Here is a 15,472-nt window from a genome sequence, read left to right as displayed (position 1 = left end):
CGAGCCATGCAAGCGAAACGGCCCGATCCTATTGGGACCGGGCCGCCACAATCGTTCTTGGTATTGTTTATTGCAGCGGAATTCCGTTTGCCGTGATCGACCCATCGGCTCCGAACTGCACCGTTGTCTCTAGCGTATCCGGCGCGGCACCGGGCCGGGCGAAGACATTGGCCATGCCGCGCACGAATGCGCCCTGATCGGACGGCACAAGTCCGCCCGCCATCAACGCATCCAGAAGCGCGTTGCCGCCAGAGAGTTGCAGCTCTGCCGCGCCCACAGGCATCGGCATCAACTGGCCCGGCGCGAAGGTCACATCAGCGGTGCCCGAAAGCTCCGCACCACCCGCACCAATGCGCAATTCGCTGACGTTCAACGCGCGCAACTCACCCGGTGGGCCTGTCATCTCTTCGGGGTCAATGGTCATGAGATCGACGAACAGCTGAATCTGACCCGTTGCATCAAGGATCAGGTTGGCCGGATCACGCGGGATGGAGTTGGTTGGGTCCATCATCGCCCAAATCCCATCGCCCATGGTGAGGTCTTCGTAAGCCAGTCGAACCGATACATCCTGCGGGTCGTCGCCTGCAGATAGCGGCACGGCAAAGGCAATCTCGGACGATGCGACCGAGACATCGACTGGAACTGGCAAGTCGATTGCAGTGATGCGGGTCTGCATGCCTGTTCCACTGATGTCGTAAGACACTTCCTCTTCACTGAAGGCGACGCCAAGGCTGCCACCCTCGTTGGAATAGGCGATGGCAAACTGCTCACCCACATCCTCGAATTCGAATTCCAGGGCGAAGGACTCGTAGGCCGTTGTGCCGCTCAGCTCTACGCCCTCGGGCAATTCGGTGCTGACCTGGTTGAGCGCCGCGATGGATGAAAATGTGCCACTGCTCGACCCTTCGATTGCCCCCACGACCATGCCGGCCTTCAGGCGACCGGTCTCGTCGGGCGGGGGCAGAACCTCCAACGCCATTTGCATGCCACCGGCAGACCCAGTGCTGGAAAAGCGCATCGTCTCGGGGCTGTCGCCGGTCACGGAATAGGTGCTGGCGACATCTGTCATCAACATATCGAGGTCGATGGTCGGTGGTTCACTTCCGCCGCCCCAGATGGCACCGTCGGTGATCAAGATGCGGTCAGCGGTATAGGTATAGATCCGGTTGCCCGCATCACCCGAAACACGCACATCAAGCCCTTCATAGCGCAACTGCAATTCGATGTTGCCGGGCGGATCGCCCTCGTCGACCTCAAAGGTGAAGGTGAGCGAGTAAAGCTCCGAGAACGTGATTGAGAGCGTCCCATCCGGGTTCTCGGTCATCTGGATTTCATCAATGACGCCACGGGTCATGATGTCATCATCCTCGAAGGACGAGATGAAGTTCGTCAGGGTCAAACCGCTGTCAGTCGGCGTCTCGGTAGCAGTGATAGTTTGACCCGAAATGGTGGCTTGCGCCTGCCACTCGGCCCATACTTCGGTGGCCAATGTGTCTGAAAATGCGGGGCTGGCGGCGACAAGTGCCAGAGTTGAAAGGGAAATACAGAAACGTGTCATCAAATCTTCGGCTCCATCTGCGGGAAAGCGTATACATGTAGGGTCTGCCGCCGCGCGCATTCGGTCAAGTAGGGATCACCCTAGCTTGCTGGTTGTCGGTGTCCTGAGGCGTGAGGGCTGGTCCAAGAAGGGCTGGGGCGCTAGGGCTGAACCAAGGGAAACTCAAACGCGAAAGGTCGGGCGGATGGCACATGCTGTTTCTGGAAAAGTCGTCGCAATTTCGGGGGCCAGCCGTGGGATCGGGGCCGCCACCGCGCGGGAATTCGCATCTCTCGGTGCGAAGGTCGTGCTGATGGCGCGCAGTCGGGATGCCATCGTCGATCTTGCGGGCGAGATCGGGGACGCCGCTCTTGCCGTACCGTGTGACGTGGCCCGGTATTGGGAGGTTGAGGCGGCCTACAACGCGGCGGTTGACACCTTCGGGTCGCTGGACATCGTGATCAACAATGCAGGCGTGATCGAACCCGTGGCGCGGATCGAAGACGTTGATCCAGAGGCTTGGGGGCAGGTCATCGACATCAACCTGAAAGGCACATTCAACGGCGCGCGCGCGGCCCTGCCACACATGGCAGGGAAGGGCGGCACGATCATTGGCATATCTTCCGGCGCGGCGACCAATGCACTTGAGGGCTGGTCGCATTATTGCTCGTCCAAAGCGGCTGCCCTGATGTTGACCCGGTGTCTTCACAAGGAGATGGGCGAGAAAGGTGTTCGCGCTTTGGGTTTGAGCCCTGGCACCGTTGCGACCCAGATGCAGAAAGAGATCAAAGCCTCCGGCGTGAACCCCGTCAGCGCGTTGAATTGGGAAGACCATATCCCTCCGGAATGGCCCGCAAAGACCTTGGCCTGGATGTGCACGGAGGCCGCCGATGCATACCTTGGCGGCGACATCTCGCTGCGGGATGAGGGCATTCGCAAGGCGGTGGGCTTGATTTGATCGAAGCGTACGAAAAGGACGGATTGCTCACCGTCACTCTGAACCGACCCGACAAGGCAAATTCGTTGACCGGCGATATGCTTTCGGAGCTCGCAGACCTGTTTGAAAATGCTGACCCGTTGGCTCTGGTCCTGACCGGTGCGGGGGAGAAGGTGTTCTCCGCCGGGGCGGATCTGGAGGAAGCGCGTGCAGGGTTGGCAACGTCACCATTGTGGGAGCGTGTCTCAGGCGCTTTGGCCGCGCTGACGTGCCCCACGATTGCAGCCTTGAACGGCACGCTGGCGGGTGGCGCCTTTGGTATGGCTTTGGCCTGCGACATACGGCTGTGCGTGCCGGGCGCGTCCTTCTTCTACCCTGTTGCAAAGCTGGGATTTCTACCACAGCCGTCTGATCCCGGGAGGCTCGCGGCGTTGGTTGGGCCGTCGCGGGCGAAATTGCTGCTGATGGCAGGCGCGAAGCTGACCACGGAGGAGGCGCTGGCCTTCGGGCTGGTAGACCGAGTCGTCGCGCGGGCTGATTTGATGGCTTACGCCGAGGCTCTATGTGCGCCTGCCTTGACGGGCGACACTGCAAATGTGCGTACGATCAAGGCGATGGTTGGGTGAGTTTCTCTCCTCCGGCTTGGGGCCGTCCTCACAGCTTATCGGTTTTTCCAGGCGCGGCGCCCGCCAGAAGTCTTGGAATGGAAATCGGGCGAGCGTTTGGCGACCCATTTGAAGAATTTAGAGAGGCGCGGATGGGCGCGCAGGGCCTCGGGGGTGTTGAAAGCACGGGCCAATTCGGCTTCGGACAGCGTGGCGTGAATTTCGTTATGGCAGATCTGATGGATCAGCACCGTTGGCCCGCCTTTGCCGCCCCGCAGTTTGGGCACGAGGTAGTGCAGACTTTGTGGAGCGTCTGGCGGAATGGGGCGGTCGCAGAGCGGGCAGATCGGGGTGTCGTCCATGGCGGATGAGAATGGTGTGCTGAGCGCAGATGGCAAGGTAGACGCGCTGGTTGTGGGCGCGGGCCCGGCGGGGTTGATGGCGGCGGAGACGCTTGCGCGGAACGGGCGTAAGGTGCTGATCTGTGAAGGCAAACCCTCGGCGGGGCGGAAGTTCCTGATGGCGGGGAAGTCGGGGCTGAACCTAACGAAGGATGAGGATTTAGGGCGGTTCGTTAGGGCCTATGGGGAGGCTGCGGATTGGCTCTATCCGATGATCGCAAAGCTTGACCCGGTGGAGGTTATGGCCTTTGCCGAGGACCTTGGACAGCCCGTCTTCACGGGCTCGACCGGTCGGGTCTTTCCGCGTGCAATGAAGGCCTCGCCCTTGTTGCGCGCGTGGCTTCGGCGGATCGATGCGGAGTTGCGGCTGCGGTGGCAGTGGACCGGATTTGACGGGGATAGATTGCGGTTTGAAACGCCGGATGGGGTGCAAACCTTGTATCCCGAAACCATGGTTCTGGCGCTTGGCGGCGCCTCTTGGGCGCGGTTGGGTAGTGACGGTAGCTGGGCCCCTTGGCTGGCGGACAAAGGCGTTGATATCGCCCCGTTCAAGCCTGCCAATATGGGGTTCGTCGTCTCGTGGTCTGCGCATATGGAGCCGTTTTTTGGAGCACCGCTCAAGAACATCGCATTGATTGTGAATGGAAAAAGCGTGAAGGGCGAGGCTGTAATTTCTGCACGCGGGTTGGAGGGTGGCGGCATCTACACTGTGGCCGCCGCCGTCCGGGATGGGGCCGGGTTGGCGATTGATTTGCTGCCTGGGCGGGACGTGGCGGAGCTTGCGCGGCGCTTGTCGAGGCGCCCGAAGAAGCAGACTTTGACCAAGGCACTCACGAAACTTGGGTTGGATGATGCGAAGCGCGCTCTTCTACAAGAATTCGCGCGACCGTTACCGGACAGCGCCGCTGACTTGGCGGCTCTCATCAAGTCGCTGCCAGTTAAACACAACGGTCCGCTCCCGATAGATGAGGCGATTTCGACCGCTGGCGGGGTCATGCAATCGGCCCTTACATCTGGCCTTATGCTTCGGGAGATGCCTGGTGTTTTCGTGGCCGGTGAGATGCTGGATTGGGAAGCGCCGACGGGGGGTTATCTGATCAGCGCCTGCCTTGCGACGGGCCGCTGGGCTGGGGAGCATGCCGCCCGATATTGGCCCTGAAACCGGTGTAGTGAACCTGTAGTTTTTTTGTAGTTTTTCTGTAACTACACTCGCCCGATGGCATTAACCGCCCTGAGACAGTGCGCGCTTGAATGCAGGCCGCGCGCGCATCATGGCGTTGTGCTCGATCAGGCGGTCATTCGTCACGTCGAATTTCGCATTTCCCGCCCATCCCACGCAGTGGCTGAGAAGAATATCCGCGATCGACATTTCTTCCCCGGCGACGAAGGGGCCATCAGCGCTCATCCGATCTGCGACAGTGTTTTGGGTGGTGGCAAATTCCCACTTCAACGACTCCTTCACCGCGGGCACACGGTGGTCTTCCGGGAGGATGAAGCTGTGGCGTGCGGCCGTCCACAAGAGCGAGTCGATCTCATCGTTCACCAGTTGGATGAACGAGTCCTGCTGGGCGCGGGCGAGGGTTCCGGTGGGCGCGGTCAGTGCGCCGTGTTTGTCGGCGAGGAACGTCATGATAGCGACCGAGTCGGGGATCATCTGACCGTCCGCCACCATGTAGGGCACCTTGCCGGACGGGTTTACGGCCTTGGCTTCGGGCGAGCGGGGGGCGGCTTCGATAAATTCGTACTCCGCGCCCAGTTCTTCGAGTGTCCAGAGGACCCGGATCGCGCGGCTGCGGACATGTCCATAGACTTGAATATTCATCGTCTTCCTCCTCGACCCGGCAGCATGGCCAGCCGGATTAACGTGCGTTCCATGATAGCCATCTGCGGCGCAGTGCTGGCCGAGCGCAGGGTCAGGTCGGTTTCGACCAACATGGATAATGCGGATTCCAGCGCGTCGCGGCCCCAGCGGCTGGCTTGTCGGACCATGCGATCACGGCGCGGGCCGAAGATGGGCGGGCGCATGGCCTGCAAACCGGCGGCGGGGCCATTTGGGTGGCTGGCGGCCATATGCAATGCGCGGAAGTGGCGAAGCGCCGCGATGCACAGCGAGACGGGCGTGGTGCCTTGCTGCTTAAGGCGGTTGAGGATCGGGCCGATGGCGCCGGTCTCAGCCTCCGCTGTGGCGTGCAGGATGTCGTCGAGTTCGGCTTCGCGCGTCAGGGGGGCGACGGCTTCGATGTCGGCGGACGAGATGGGCGTGGCGTCGCCGCGCTTGTAGAGTCCAAGCTTGTCGATCATTTGCCGGAAGTCGCCGGGCGGGACAGTGCGGGCGAGCCCTTCCAGGTCAGCCATGGCATCGCGGTCGGGAGCGGAAAGGCCCGCTTCTTTCACCCAGTCCTCGATCTGGGCGCGGTCAGGCGGATCATCGTAAATCGCGGCGGCATAGGCCATTTTCGAACCTTCGAAGACCTTCCGCAGGGCCGATTTCGGTGTGAGCCGCCCGGCGGTGGCGATGATCTGCGCGTCGCCTTCGGCCCAATCCTCCATCGCGGCGGCAAAGACCTTGGAGAGGCCATCAGTTGCCCCCTCTACAAGCACCGCGCGCCGACCGGGGAAGAATCCTACGGCCTTAACGGCATCGAGCAGGGCCGCGCCATCGGAGCGGAGGTCGGCCCCTGTCAGCCGGGTAAGGCGCATTTCCTCTTCGGCATTCTGACCGAGAAGGGCGGCAAGAAGATCCTGCCGTTTGAGCGAAACGCGCATGGCGTCTTCGCCGAAGATCAGACAGCCGGCCGCTGATTGGTCGGGGCGCTTGAAATAGGTATTTGCGTCGCGGGTGCTGAGCTTCATGACCAGGTGGGTGCACCAGCCAGCAAGCGGGTGACGAGCTGATCCGCAAGCGCCACGGCGAGCCGATTTTCCGCGTCGCGCCGGGCGGACGCCGTGGCAACCGGGGAGTCGGTGGTGGCATAGGCGGTGAAGGTCGCAACTTCGCCTTGTTGGAGGATCCGCCCGGTTGCCGCCTCTCGCAAAGTGAAGGCCAGCGACCCGACCACGTTGATCCGACCAATATTTTCGGCCCCGTCAATTGCAAGGTCTCGCTGGCCCGTTTCGATGGCGAAGTCGAGGTCGTAGGTAGAGCCGGTGCCCAATCGATCTTCAAAGCGCGACAGCACTTCAAATTCGATCCGTGTATCGGGGTTCGTGAGGCGAATCTGATTGCGAAGAGCCGTACCTGATCCTCCCGGTCCGTAAACCGGCTGGAAGTTGCAGGCCGCCAGTGGGGCCAGCAACATGGTCAGGGCAAGGCGGCGATTAAACGACGACATTCACGATCCGTCCGGGCACAACGATCAGCTTCTTGGGCGGGTTGCCATCCAAAGCTTTGACCACAGCGTCGTCCGCCAGCGCGATCTTTTCAACCTCTTCCTTGCTGGCATCCTTGGCGACCTTGATCTCGGACTTGCGTTTGCCGTTGATCTGGATCGGCATGGTGACGGTGTCTTCGACCAGCATCGCCTCGTCCGCCTCGGGCCAATCGGCGTTGGCGATCAGACCCTTGCCGCCTTGATAGGCCCAGATGTCTTCTGCCAGATGCGGTGTGAAGGGCGACATCAGTTGGGCCAGCGTCAGCATCGCTTCGCGTTGCGCGGCGTACGAGGCTTTCGACTTCTGCAGCGTATTGGTGAAGCCGTAAAGCTTGGCGATGGCGGCGTTGAAGCCGAAGCTTTCCACGCCCATTGTCACATCATGGATCGCCTTGTGCATGGCGCGCAGCAGGTCGTCGTCTCCGTCGCCGGGCGCATTGCGGTCCATGTTGCCGATGCGGTCGCACAGGGACCAAACCCGGCCCAAGTGCTTGTAGGCGGCCTCGGCCCCGGCGGCGGTCCATTCGACGTCACGCTCGGGTGGTGAGTCGGACAGGACGAACCAGCGCGCGGTATCGGCGCCGTATTGCTCGATGATCGCGACCGGGTCGACGACGTTGTTCTTGGACTTGGACATCTTTGCGGAGGGGACGATGTCTACCTCGGTGCCATCCTCGAGGAAGCCTTTGCCGTCCCGCAGGTCCACGGCCTCGGGGTAGTGGTAGACGGGGCGACCATCATCGCCGGTCGTCTTGAAGATCGCGTGGGTGACCATGCCTTGCGTGAAGAGCGCGTTGAACGGTTCCAGCGATTTGCGGGGCAGGTGGCCGGTCAGGTGCATCGCGCGGGCGAAGAATCGGCTGTAGAGCAGGTGCAGAATCGCGTGTTCGATGCCGCCGATATATTGATCGACATTCATCCAGTATTCCGCTTCCTCGCGCGCCGTGGGTGTGTCGGCATGGGGGGAGGTGAAGCGGGCGAAGTACCAGCTTGAGTCGACGAACGTGTCCATCGTGTCCGTCTCGCGCTGAGCGGGCGCACCGCAAGAGGGGCAGGGCACGTCGCGCCAGGTTGGGTGACGGTCCAGCGGGTTGCCGGGGATGTCGAAGCTGACGTCCTTGGGCAGCTCAATGGGGAGGTTCTCTTTCTTCTCGGGCACGACACCGCAGGCTTTGCAGTGGACAACGGGGATCGGCGCGCCCCAGTAGCGCTGCCGGCTGAGACCCCAATCGCGCAGGCGGAATTTGGTGACTCCCTGGCCCACACCTTCGCTTTCGCAAAAGGCGATAGCTGCGTCGATGGCAGCGTTGCCGGATTGTACTTCGTCACCTGCGAAACCAGCCACGTAGCGGACGGGCTCGGTTTTTGGCGGCACATAGGCTTCGCCGCCGTCCTCGGGGCGCGTGAAGTCGTCTTCACCTGCTTCCGGCACGTAGGTAGACACCACGGGCAGGTCGTACTTGCGCGCGAATTCGAGGTCGCGTTCATCATGGGCCGGGCAGCCGAAGATGGCGCCGGTGCCGTAGTCCATCAGGATGAAGTTGGCGATGTAGACGGGCAGCTCTGCCGCCGTGTCGAACGGGTGGCGCACCTTCAGGCCGGTGTCGTAGCCCATCTTCTCGGCCTTCTCGATGGCTTCCGCCGTGGTGCCACCCTTGCGGCAGTCGGCACAGAAAGCCGCGACGGCATCGTCCTTGGCTTCCAACTCCTTGGCGATGGGATGGTCAGGCGAGATGCCCACGAAACTTGCGCCCAACAGCGTGTCGGGGCGGGTCGTGTAGACTTCGACCCGGTCGTGGCCGCCCACCGCATCGACCAGCCCGAAGGCGAATTGAAGGCCGCGCGATTTGCCGATCCAGTTTTCCTGCATCAGCTTTACCTTGGCTGGCCAGTCATCCAGACCGTCCAACGCCCCCAACAGCTCATCCGCCATGTCGGAGATTTTGAAGAACCATTGGGTGAGTTCTTTGCGTTCGACCTCAGCGCCCGAGCGCCAGCCTTTGCCGTCGATCACCTGCTCATTGGCCAGAACGGTCATATCGACCGGGTCCCAGTTTACGACAGCGTTCTTGCGGTCGATGAAGCCTGCTTCCAGCATATCCAGGAACAAGGCCTGCTGTTGGCCGTAGTATTCCGGGTCGCAGGTGGCGAACATGCGCGACCAGTCGATGCCAAAGCCCAGGGGCTTCATCTGCGCGACCATCGTGTCGATATTCTCGTAGGTCCAATCTGCGGGGTGGCCGCCTTGCGCCATAGCCGCGTTCTCAGCCGGCATGCCGAAGGCGTCGAAGCCCATCGGGTGCAGGACGTTGTGGCCGGTGCTCAGCTTGTAGCGCGCGATGACGTCGCCCATCGTGTAGTTGCGCACATGCCCGATATGGATGCGGCCCGACGGATAGGGGAACATTTCCAACACGTAATACTTGGGCTTATCGGCGGACATTTTCGCAAGGAACGTCCCGGCCTCTTCCCAGGCCTTTTGCCATTTGGGCTCGATCTTTGCGGGGTCGTAGCGGGACATCGTATTTTTCCTAAAAGGTAGAGCGGACATGAAAACGCCGGGTTGAGAACCCGGCGTGTGTTTAAGCGGACAAGTCGGGCTGGTCTACAGCCGACCGTCCGCCACGCGTAGCTGGCGCGCGCGGGTCAGAATGGCATCCTCGACCTGACGGGCGGTGGCGCGGCTGACGGCGGTGCCGTTCCGTCCTTGCAGGGCCACACGCAGGCTGCGGGCCTCCAGCGCAGGGTCAGACACGTAGACGGTCGCGCGATAGGCGCGATTGCCACCGGGCGGGGTCGCATAGCCAAACGCGATAATTCCGGTGAAGGGGTCTGCGGCTTCAAGCGGCATGAAGTCGAGGATTTCGAGCGACGCTTGCCAGAGATAGCTGTTCACCTCGACCGTAACGGACGGGTCTTCGTTATCGCCGAACAGATCCCAGATGGTCTCGCGATCGGGATCACGCAGAATGCCTTCACGCTGCAGCCGCTCGGCTTGCAGGTCAGTGTCATTGGCAAAGTCGCTTGTTCCACCGCACGCCGCCAAGAGGGCCAGCACCGCGCCAAAGGCGACAAAGTTTCCTGAACGCATACCCATTCTCAACTGCCCTGCTCAAATCTGTCGCGCTGTTCTACCCAAGCGCACCTAGAGCGGCAAGGCCACAGACGGGTTGGTCGGGCGATTGCGTGCAAAAGGCTGCCGGGAATCGCCGCGCTTGCGCGGCAACAAGGTGCCGCGGGTGCCGCTACAAACGGCCCCTATCCGCCGTCGATTCGTTTGCGGGGGCGCGGTTCCCTCGCGCGTGCGCGGAGTTAAATGAACGCTCTCGGATTGTGGCCGGTGCGAGTCGCCCCGATTAAGATGCCCGTTGAATTTACCAACCTTTTCCTTGGCATCTGCCTTATTTCCGCCACTTTTCGGCAGGGTTGGGGCGTTGTTGTGCCGGGCCATGGGGCAGACTGTGGCATGTCTGCACCATGCGTGAGGCAACCTTTTGAGGCTCTGGGACGGTTTCTTGCATTCACAGGGGCAAAGAGCGAGACAGAGGCATACCCAGCACGGATGTTCCGTTTTGGGGTGCACCTTCTAAGTGAACACGAGGGAAAAACCATGAAAAAGGTTCTCTTTGCGACCACAGCGCTTGTTGCGACTGCTGGCTACGCATCGGCCGACGTCGCGCTCAGCGGTTCGGCACAAATGGGCGTCCAGGGTGGCTCCGGCACCACGATCACCCAGTTCGTTCAGGACATCGACGTAACTTTCACCATGTCCGGTGAAACCGACAGCGGCATCACCTTTGGTGCAGCTATCGATCTCGACGAATCGGCTTCGGGCGTTGGCACCGACGACGCAGGCGTTGCGATCTTCGTTTCCGGCGACTTCGGCACGCTCACCATGGGCGACACCGACGGCGGCTTCGACGCAGGTATGCAGGAAGTGAACATCGGTTCGCCGGGTTCGATCAACGACAACGAGACCACGCACTCTGGTTACTCGGGCAACTCGGGCCTCGACGGTCTGTATGACGGCCAGATCCTGTCCTACTCCTACTCGGTTTCGGGCTTCACGATCACCGGCTCGATCGAGATGGACGATGATGCAGGCGCAACTGCTGCATTCGTCGGCGCAAACAACGGTGCAATCGACGGCGCACTTGTTGCTCCCGTCACCGGTGCCGATCCTGCTCCGTTCAACATCCCTGGCTACGCTGGCGCGATCCTTGCTGGTGACGGCCTTACCGGCGATGCAATCTACGGCATCGGCGCAAGCTATGCCGGCTCGTTCGGCGGCGGCTCCTACACTGTTGGTGCTGGCTACCAGACGGTCCAAGACTTTGACGCCGATCTTGCTGGCGCTCAGGGCATCACCATCATGGGCATCTCGGCAACGGTTGCTCTGGACAGCGGCTTCTCGGCTGGCTTCAACTACTCGCAGATCGACGTTGAAGGTCTGGGTATCGCAGCTCGCGCGGGTAACGCACCCGACGCACTTGGTGCCGCGGTCATCGCGTCCAACTTCTCCGGTACGCACATGGCGATCGGCGCATCCTATGCGTTCGGCGACATCACCGTGCACGCCAACTATGGCCAGTACGACTGGGACCCCACAGCTTATGCGTATGACTCCTCGGGCTACGGCCTGGCAGCGTCCTACGATCTGGGCGGCGGTCTCTCGGCTCACATCGGCTACGGTTCCTCCTCGATCGATGCTCTGAACGCATCGGCCGACGGTTACTACGGTGCCTCCGGCCCCGCAGCTGCAACCGGCACGAGCTCCAACTGGTCGCTCGGCGTGGCAATGTCCTTCTAATCCTAACGGATTATCGGATACGGAGAGAGCGGGCCTTGTGCCCGCTCTTTTCTTTTGGTGGAACGGCACACATGTCTCTGTCTGAAATCACCACCCGCATTGAGGCTGCCGCGCAGGCCCATGGCCGCGACGCAGCCGACATCACCTTGATCGCTGTCTCCAAGGTGCAGCCGCCCGAACGGGTGCAGGCCGTGCTGGACGAAGGTCATCGCATCTACGGCGAGAACCGGGTGCAGGAGGCGCAAGGGCGTTGGCCTGCGTTTCAGGAGGCATTCGATAATATCCACCTCCATCTGATTGGCCCGCTGCAAACCAACAAGGCGCGGCAGGCGATTGAGATGTTTTCGACGATCCACACGGTAGACCGACCCAAGCTGGCGACGACCCTGGCGCGTCTTGCGCAGGAACGGGGGGGGAGCCCAGAGGTTTTCGTGCAAGTGAACACGGGGGAGGAGCCGCAGAAAGCGGGCTGCCTCCCGTCGGATGCGGACGCCTTTATCGCTGAGGTTCGCGCGCTCGACTTGCCTCTGAAGGGCCTGATGTGCATCCCACCGGTGGAAGAAGAACCCAGCCTGCACTTCGCGCTGCTCGCCAAGATCGCTGCGCGCAATGGTCTGGAGGGGCTCTCAATGGGCATGTCGTCTGACTTTGAAACGGCCATCGGGCAGGGGGCCACCCATATCCGCGTCGGGTCTGCGATCTTCGGGGAACGGGATTACGGCTAGTCCGCGAGAGCCTCGGGCACGATCAACCGCGTCGCATAGCTGATCCGCGGGACAATCCAGCGCAGGTGATCCGGGCGCAATCCGACGCAGCCCTCTGTCGGTCGCCCAGGCCCGCGCCATTGGTGGATGAAGATGGCGGAGCCTCGACCGGCCTCGGCATGGGGCCAGTTCCAATCGGTGATCAAGATGATGTTGTAGAGCGGATCGCCCCGCATCAGCCGCTCGGCGGAGCCGCCGTAGGGCGCGCGGACCATGGTGTTATAGTCGTTCAAACCGGAGGCATCCGACCAAAGATCGCTGGGTCCGATGGGCACAGCCCAATCGCAAGGCCGCGCCAGCCTATCCGGGCGATAGAGGCAGCCGACAATGCGATGCACACCGACTGGTGTCCCGCCATCGCCTTCGCGTTTGTCTCGGACCACCCCGCCGCGCCCAACGGAAAACGGCAGACGCGCCCCCCAGAATCTTAAGCCAGAGGGCGTCAGCACCATATCTTCCGGCGTGGTCCGCATTCTCAGGTCACAGTTGCGAGGACGGCGAGATACCGGAGGGCGGGCGGTGAAGATGCGTTGATCACAGCAGATGCCCCGATTTTTCACGCTTCACGTCTAGGTAATGGGCATTGAACCGATTGGTTGGCGTCACGAGTGGGACACGTTCGACCACCTCGATTCCTTCGGATCCCATCATTTCGACCTTGCGGGGATTGTTCGTCATTAACCGAACTGCCCCAAAGCCCATGCGTTTCAGCAGGCCTGCGCCGAGGCGGAAATCGCGTTCATCATCCTCAAACCCCAGCCGGTGATTGGCCTCCACCGTGTCAAATCCCTGATCCTGCAACGCGTAGGCACGCATCTTGTTGGCCAGGCCAATGCCGCGCCCTTCCTGATTCAAGTAGAGCAGCACGCCCGCACCGGCTTTGCCCATATCGGCCAGGGCCGTCCGCAGCTGCGGCCCGCAATCGCATTTGAGCGAGCCCAAAACGTCGCCGGTGAAACAGGCAGAATGGAGACGCGCGAGAACCGGTTTGGAGCGGTCGGGCCGCCCGATCTCGATCGCGTAATGTTCAATCTCGCCATTGTCGGGACGGAAGATATGGAGCCGCCCGGCTTCACTGGCCTCCATCGGCAGACCCGCCGCCGCAACCGGGGCCAGTGCCGGAGCCGCTGCCAGATCCTGCGCCGCCAACCCTGCGTTCAAAACGGTCAGCCCCTCGGGCACGTCGGCAACTGCAACAGCCGCTACCGCCGGGAGAAGCTGCGCCGACTTGGCGAGCACCAGCGCGAGGCGATGCAACGTGGCATCGCCTTCACGTATCTCCCGAAACGGGCCGCGCAGCGGCGCCGCCAGATCACAGGCAGGATCGGCCAGGTCGCAAAGCCAGGCCGCCCCTGCATCAGCAGGAAGCGCAATGCGGGCAATGTCCCCGTCATAGACGCGCACCTTCAGGGTGGCCGCCCGCCAGCCGGTGATGGCCGCATCCACCGGGCCAAGGGCGCGCATAGCGGCCAGCCGATCTTCCCCCGCCGTCTCTGCAGCCATAACCATCAGCAGGCCATCTGCGCCCTGCAAGACAACAGGCAAACCAACCCGCAAATCACTGCGGGCGCGGGCGACAAGTTCGGATGGGGTCGGCAACAAGGTCATTTCACCCCACATAACCCCCCAATGACAGAAATTGAAACATTCCCTCACCATCTCACACACGCGCGTGAGGGACGGTTACATCCATAGACAAACTGGGTGCCGCGAGGTCATGTCATTGCAACGGAACAGCAATCACGGGGACGCGAAACATGGCAAACCTCAAGAAAATCCTTCTCGTCGATGATGATGACGATCTGCGCGAAGCGCTGAGTGAGCAATTGGTGATGACTGAAGACTTCGATGTCTTTGAGGCCGCCAACGGGTCTCAGGCAATGGAGCGTGCCAAGGAAGGCATCTATGACCTTGTGATCCTCGATGTGGGTCTGCCCGACACGGATGGCCGCGAGCTTTGCCGCCTGATGCGCAAGCAAGGTGTGAAATGCCCGGTCCTGATGCTGACGGGCCATGATAGCGATGCCGACACGATTCTGGGTCTGGATGCAGGCGCCAACGATTATGTCACGAAGCCCTTCCGCTTTCCGGTGCTTCTGGCCCGCATTCGGGCGCAATTGCGGCAGCATGAGCAATCGGAAGACGCGGTTTTCCAGCTTGGGCCGTACACCTTCAAGCCCGCCATGAAGATGCTGATCACCGAGGATGAGCGTAAGATTCGCCTTACGGAGAAGGAAACAAACATCCTCAAGTTCCTGTATCGTGCACAGGATGGCGTCGTTGCCCGGGACATTCTTCTGCACGAAGTCTGGGGCTACAATGCCGGTGTCACTACCCACACGCTTGAGACGCATATCTACCGCCTGCGGCAGAAAATCGAACCAGATCCGTCCAATGCGCGCCTTCTTGTGACCGAATCGGGCGGCTATCGTCTGGTTGCGTGAACAGTAGTTCAGTACCCGTAGATGCCCGGGTTACGGCATCATCTCTCCCTGTTGGACTTGGCCCGGGCTTCGTGCCCGGGTCTTTTTTCGAAAAGCGCTTTACCTCAAGTTAGCTTGAGGAATTATAAGCTGAGTCGCCCCGAATTTCAGGAGAAGACTCATGCAAGCCCAACTCGAACATCTCAACGTCACGGTGCCGGCCCCCAAAGCCACTGCGGCTATGCTGGAAGATATATTTGGCTGGCGCATTCGCTGGCAGGGCAGTGCCAAAGATGATGGGTATTCTGTCCATGTCGGTGCCGACGACAGCTATGTGGCGCTTTATGCGCCCGGCACGCCGCTGAAGGAGCCAAGCAATTCCTACACACGGGTCGGCGGCTTGAACCATTTGGGTGTGACCGTCGACGATCTGGATGCGGTCGAGGCGCGGGTCAAAGCGCGTGGATACACGGCCTACAGCCACGGGAATTACGAGCCGGGCCGCCGCTTCTATTTCCGCGATGAGAATGGGCTGGAGATCGAAGTGGTGGAATATTGATTTGGGTCAAATCGGAGGCTCATCCGATTCATTAGAAAAGGATCACAACCTCCCGTTGCGACTAT

16 protein-coding genes are annotated in these 15,472 nt (G+C 61.3%); 7 read left to right on the top strand and 9 right to left on the bottom strand.

The genetic code is table 11. The features are described from left to right. Positions 1-67 precede the first annotated feature (67 nt). Entirely contained in the window at positions 68-1,558 is a 1,491-nt protein-coding gene (locus V8J81_RS16060) for a DUF2125 domain-containing protein (protein WP_368476757.1), read from the bottom strand. A gap of 184 nt (positions 1,559-1,742) precedes the next feature. Here V8J81_RS16060 and V8J81_RS16055 point away from each other — a divergent pair, with 184 nt between their 5' ends. Next, positions 1,743-2,495, top strand: coding sequence for an SDR family oxidoreductase (locus V8J81_RS16055; RefSeq protein ID WP_368476756.1), 753 nt, complete (start codon positions 1,743-1,745; stop codon positions 2,493-2,495). Then, positions 2,492-3,100 (top strand): enoyl-CoA hydratase/isomerase family protein, encoded by a 609-nt coding sequence (locus V8J81_RS16050; protein WP_368476755.1) that lies wholly within the window; start codon positions 2,492-2,494, stop codon positions 3,098-3,100. Before V8J81_RS16055 ends, V8J81_RS16050 begins: the two co-directional genes overlap by 4 nt. Before the next feature lie 35 nt (positions 3,101-3,135). On the opposite strand, the gene V8J81_RS16045 is transcribed toward V8J81_RS16050, so the two are convergent. Beyond that, positions 3,136-3,441, bottom strand: a complete 306-nt coding sequence (locus V8J81_RS16045; RefSeq protein ID WP_368476754.1) for an HNH endonuclease — start codon at positions 3,439-3,441, stop codon at positions 3,136-3,138. Between V8J81_RS16045 and V8J81_RS16040 the strand changes: the two genes are divergently transcribed. Further along, positions 3,440-4,639, top strand: coding sequence for a TIGR03862 family flavoprotein (locus V8J81_RS16040; RefSeq protein WP_368476753.1), 1,200 nt, complete (start codon positions 3,440-3,442; stop codon positions 4,637-4,639). The genes V8J81_RS16045 and V8J81_RS16040 overlap by 2 nt on opposite strands. Before the next feature lie 63 nt (positions 4,640-4,702). Here V8J81_RS16040 and V8J81_RS16035 read toward each other — a convergent pair whose 3' ends face one another. From V8J81_RS16035 to V8J81_RS16015, 5 genes are all read right to left on the bottom strand, one after another. After that, complete coding sequence (locus V8J81_RS16035; protein WP_368476752.1) at positions 4,703-5,302, bottom strand: glutathione S-transferase family protein; 600 nt, start codon at positions 5,300-5,302, stop codon at positions 4,703-4,705. Next, the gene (gene holA / locus V8J81_RS16030; protein WP_368476751.1) at positions 5,299-6,333 is read right to left on the bottom strand and encodes a DNA polymerase III subunit delta; all 1,035 of its coding nucleotides are present in this window, start codon (positions 6,331-6,333) and stop codon (positions 5,299-5,301) included. Before holA ends, V8J81_RS16035 begins: the two co-directional genes overlap by 4 nt. After that, positions 6,330-6,812, bottom strand: a complete 483-nt coding sequence (lptE, locus tag V8J81_RS16025) for an LPS assembly lipoprotein LptE (protein ID WP_368476750.1) — start codon at positions 6,810-6,812, stop codon at positions 6,330-6,332. The genes holA and lptE overlap by 4 nt, the downstream gene beginning before the upstream one ends. After that, the gene (gene leuS / locus V8J81_RS16020) at positions 6,799-9,372 is read right to left on the bottom strand and encodes a leucine--tRNA ligase (RefSeq protein WP_368476749.1); all 2,574 of its coding nucleotides are present in this window, start codon (positions 9,370-9,372) and stop codon (positions 6,799-6,801) included. The genes lptE and leuS overlap by 14 nt, the downstream gene beginning before the upstream one ends. A gap of 84 nt (positions 9,373-9,456) precedes the next feature. Continuing rightward, positions 9,457-9,948 (bottom strand): DUF3576 domain-containing protein, encoded by a 492-nt coding sequence (locus V8J81_RS16015; RefSeq protein ID WP_368476748.1) that lies wholly within the window; start codon positions 9,946-9,948, stop codon positions 9,457-9,459. A gap of 513 nt (positions 9,949-10,461) precedes the next feature. Here V8J81_RS16015 and V8J81_RS16010 point away from each other — a divergent pair. Together V8J81_RS16010 and V8J81_RS16005 are read left to right on the top strand one after the other, a co-directional pair. Then, complete coding sequence (locus tag V8J81_RS16010; RefSeq protein WP_368476747.1) at positions 10,462-11,661, top strand: porin; 1,200 nt, start codon at positions 10,462-10,464, stop codon at positions 11,659-11,661. A gap of 71 nt (positions 11,662-11,732) precedes the next feature. Next, a complete protein-coding gene (locus V8J81_RS16005; RefSeq protein WP_368476746.1) occupies positions 11,733-12,386 on the top strand; it encodes a YggS family pyridoxal phosphate-dependent enzyme in 654 nt (217 codons plus the stop codon). On the opposite strand, the gene V8J81_RS16000 is transcribed toward V8J81_RS16005, so the two are convergent. Together V8J81_RS16000 and ribA are read right to left on the bottom strand one after the other, a co-directional pair. Beyond that, the gene (locus V8J81_RS16000) at positions 12,383-12,898 is read right to left on the bottom strand and encodes a L,D-transpeptidase family protein (protein ID WP_368476745.1); all 516 of its coding nucleotides are present in this window, start codon (positions 12,896-12,898) and stop codon (positions 12,383-12,385) included. The genes V8J81_RS16005 and V8J81_RS16000 overlap by 4 nt on opposite strands. A gap of 61 nt (positions 12,899-12,959) precedes the next feature. After that, complete coding sequence (gene ribA, locus V8J81_RS15995; protein WP_368476744.1) at positions 12,960-14,033, bottom strand: GTP cyclohydrolase II; 1,074 nt, start codon at positions 14,031-14,033, stop codon at positions 12,960-12,962. Positions 14,034-14,182: 149 nt separating this feature from the next. Between ribA and V8J81_RS15990 the strand changes: the two genes are divergently transcribed. Both V8J81_RS15990 and V8J81_RS15985 read left to right on the top strand, forming a co-directional pair. Beyond that, entirely contained in the window at positions 14,183-14,869 is a 687-nt protein-coding gene (locus V8J81_RS15990) for a response regulator transcription factor (RefSeq protein ID WP_368476743.1), read from the top strand. A 160-nt stretch (positions 14,870-15,029) separates the two neighbouring features. After that, entirely contained in the window at positions 15,030-15,407 is a 378-nt protein-coding gene (locus V8J81_RS15985) for a VOC family protein (protein WP_368476742.1), read from the top strand. The last annotated feature ends 65 nt before the right edge of the window (positions 15,408-15,472 follow it).

This window comes from Gymnodinialimonas sp. 202GB13-11 (assembly GCF_040932485.1).
In the GTDB taxonomy this organism is placed as follows: Bacteria; Pseudomonadota; Alphaproteobacteria; order Rhodobacterales; family Rhodobacteraceae; genus Gymnodinialimonas; species Gymnodinialimonas hymeniacidonis.
The sequence above is the reverse complement of the archived record's forward strand: the minus strand, read 5'-3'. Positions and strand labels throughout refer to the sequence as shown.

Excerpts from the sequence above, each read along its gene's own strand:
- V8J81_RS16040 (WP_368476753.1), top strand. The coding sequence starts at position 3,440 with ATGGCGGATGAGAATGGTGTGCTGAGCGCAGATGGCAAGGTAGACGCG.
- V8J81_RS16055 (WP_368476756.1), top strand. The coding sequence starts at position 1,743 with ATGGCACATGCTGTTTCTGGAAAAGTCGTCGCAATTTCGGGGGCCAGC.
- V8J81_RS16060 (WP_368476757.1), bottom strand. The coding sequence starts at position 1,558 with ATGACACGTTTCTGTATTTCCCTTTCAACTCTGGCACTTGTCGCCGCC.
- V8J81_RS16045 (WP_368476754.1), bottom strand. The coding sequence starts at position 3,441 with ATGGACGACACCCCGATCTGCCCGCTCTGCGACCGCCCCATTCCGCCA.
- leuS (WP_368476749.1), bottom strand. The coding sequence starts at position 9,372 with ATGTCCCGCTACGACCCCGCAAAGATCGAGCCCAAATGGCAAAAGGCC.
- holA (WP_368476751.1), bottom strand. The coding sequence starts at position 6,333 with ATGAAGCTCAGCACCCGCGACGCAAATACCTATTTCAAGCGCCCCGAC.
- V8J81_RS16035 (WP_368476752.1), bottom strand. The coding sequence starts at position 5,302 with ATGAATATTCAAGTCTATGGACATGTCCGCAGCCGCGCGATCCGGGTC.
- V8J81_RS16015 (WP_368476748.1), bottom strand. The coding sequence starts at position 9,948 with ATGGGTATGCGTTCAGGAAACTTTGTCGCCTTTGGCGCGGTGCTGGCC.
- V8J81_RS16005 (WP_368476746.1), top strand. The coding sequence starts at position 11,733 with ATGTCTCTGTCTGAAATCACCACCCGCATTGAGGCTGCCGCGCAGGCC.
- V8J81_RS15985 (WP_368476742.1), top strand. The coding sequence starts at position 15,030 with ATGCAAGCCCAACTCGAACATCTCAACGTCACGGTGCCGGCCCCCAAA.
- ribA (WP_368476744.1), bottom strand. The coding sequence starts at position 14,033 with ATGACCTTGTTGCCGACCCCATCCGAACTTGTCGCCCGCGCCCGCAGT.
- lptE (WP_368476750.1), bottom strand. The coding sequence starts at position 6,812 with ATGTCGTCGTTTAATCGCCGCCTTGCCCTGACCATGTTGCTGGCCCCA.
- V8J81_RS15990 (WP_368476743.1), top strand. The coding sequence starts at position 14,183 with ATGGCAAACCTCAAGAAAATCCTTCTCGTCGATGATGATGACGATCTG.
- V8J81_RS16000 (WP_368476745.1), bottom strand. The coding sequence starts at position 12,898 with ATGCGGACCACGCCGGAAGATATGGTGCTGACGCCCTCTGGCTTAAGA.
- V8J81_RS16010 (WP_368476747.1), top strand. The coding sequence starts at position 10,462 with ATGAAAAAGGTTCTCTTTGCGACCACAGCGCTTGTTGCGACTGCTGGC.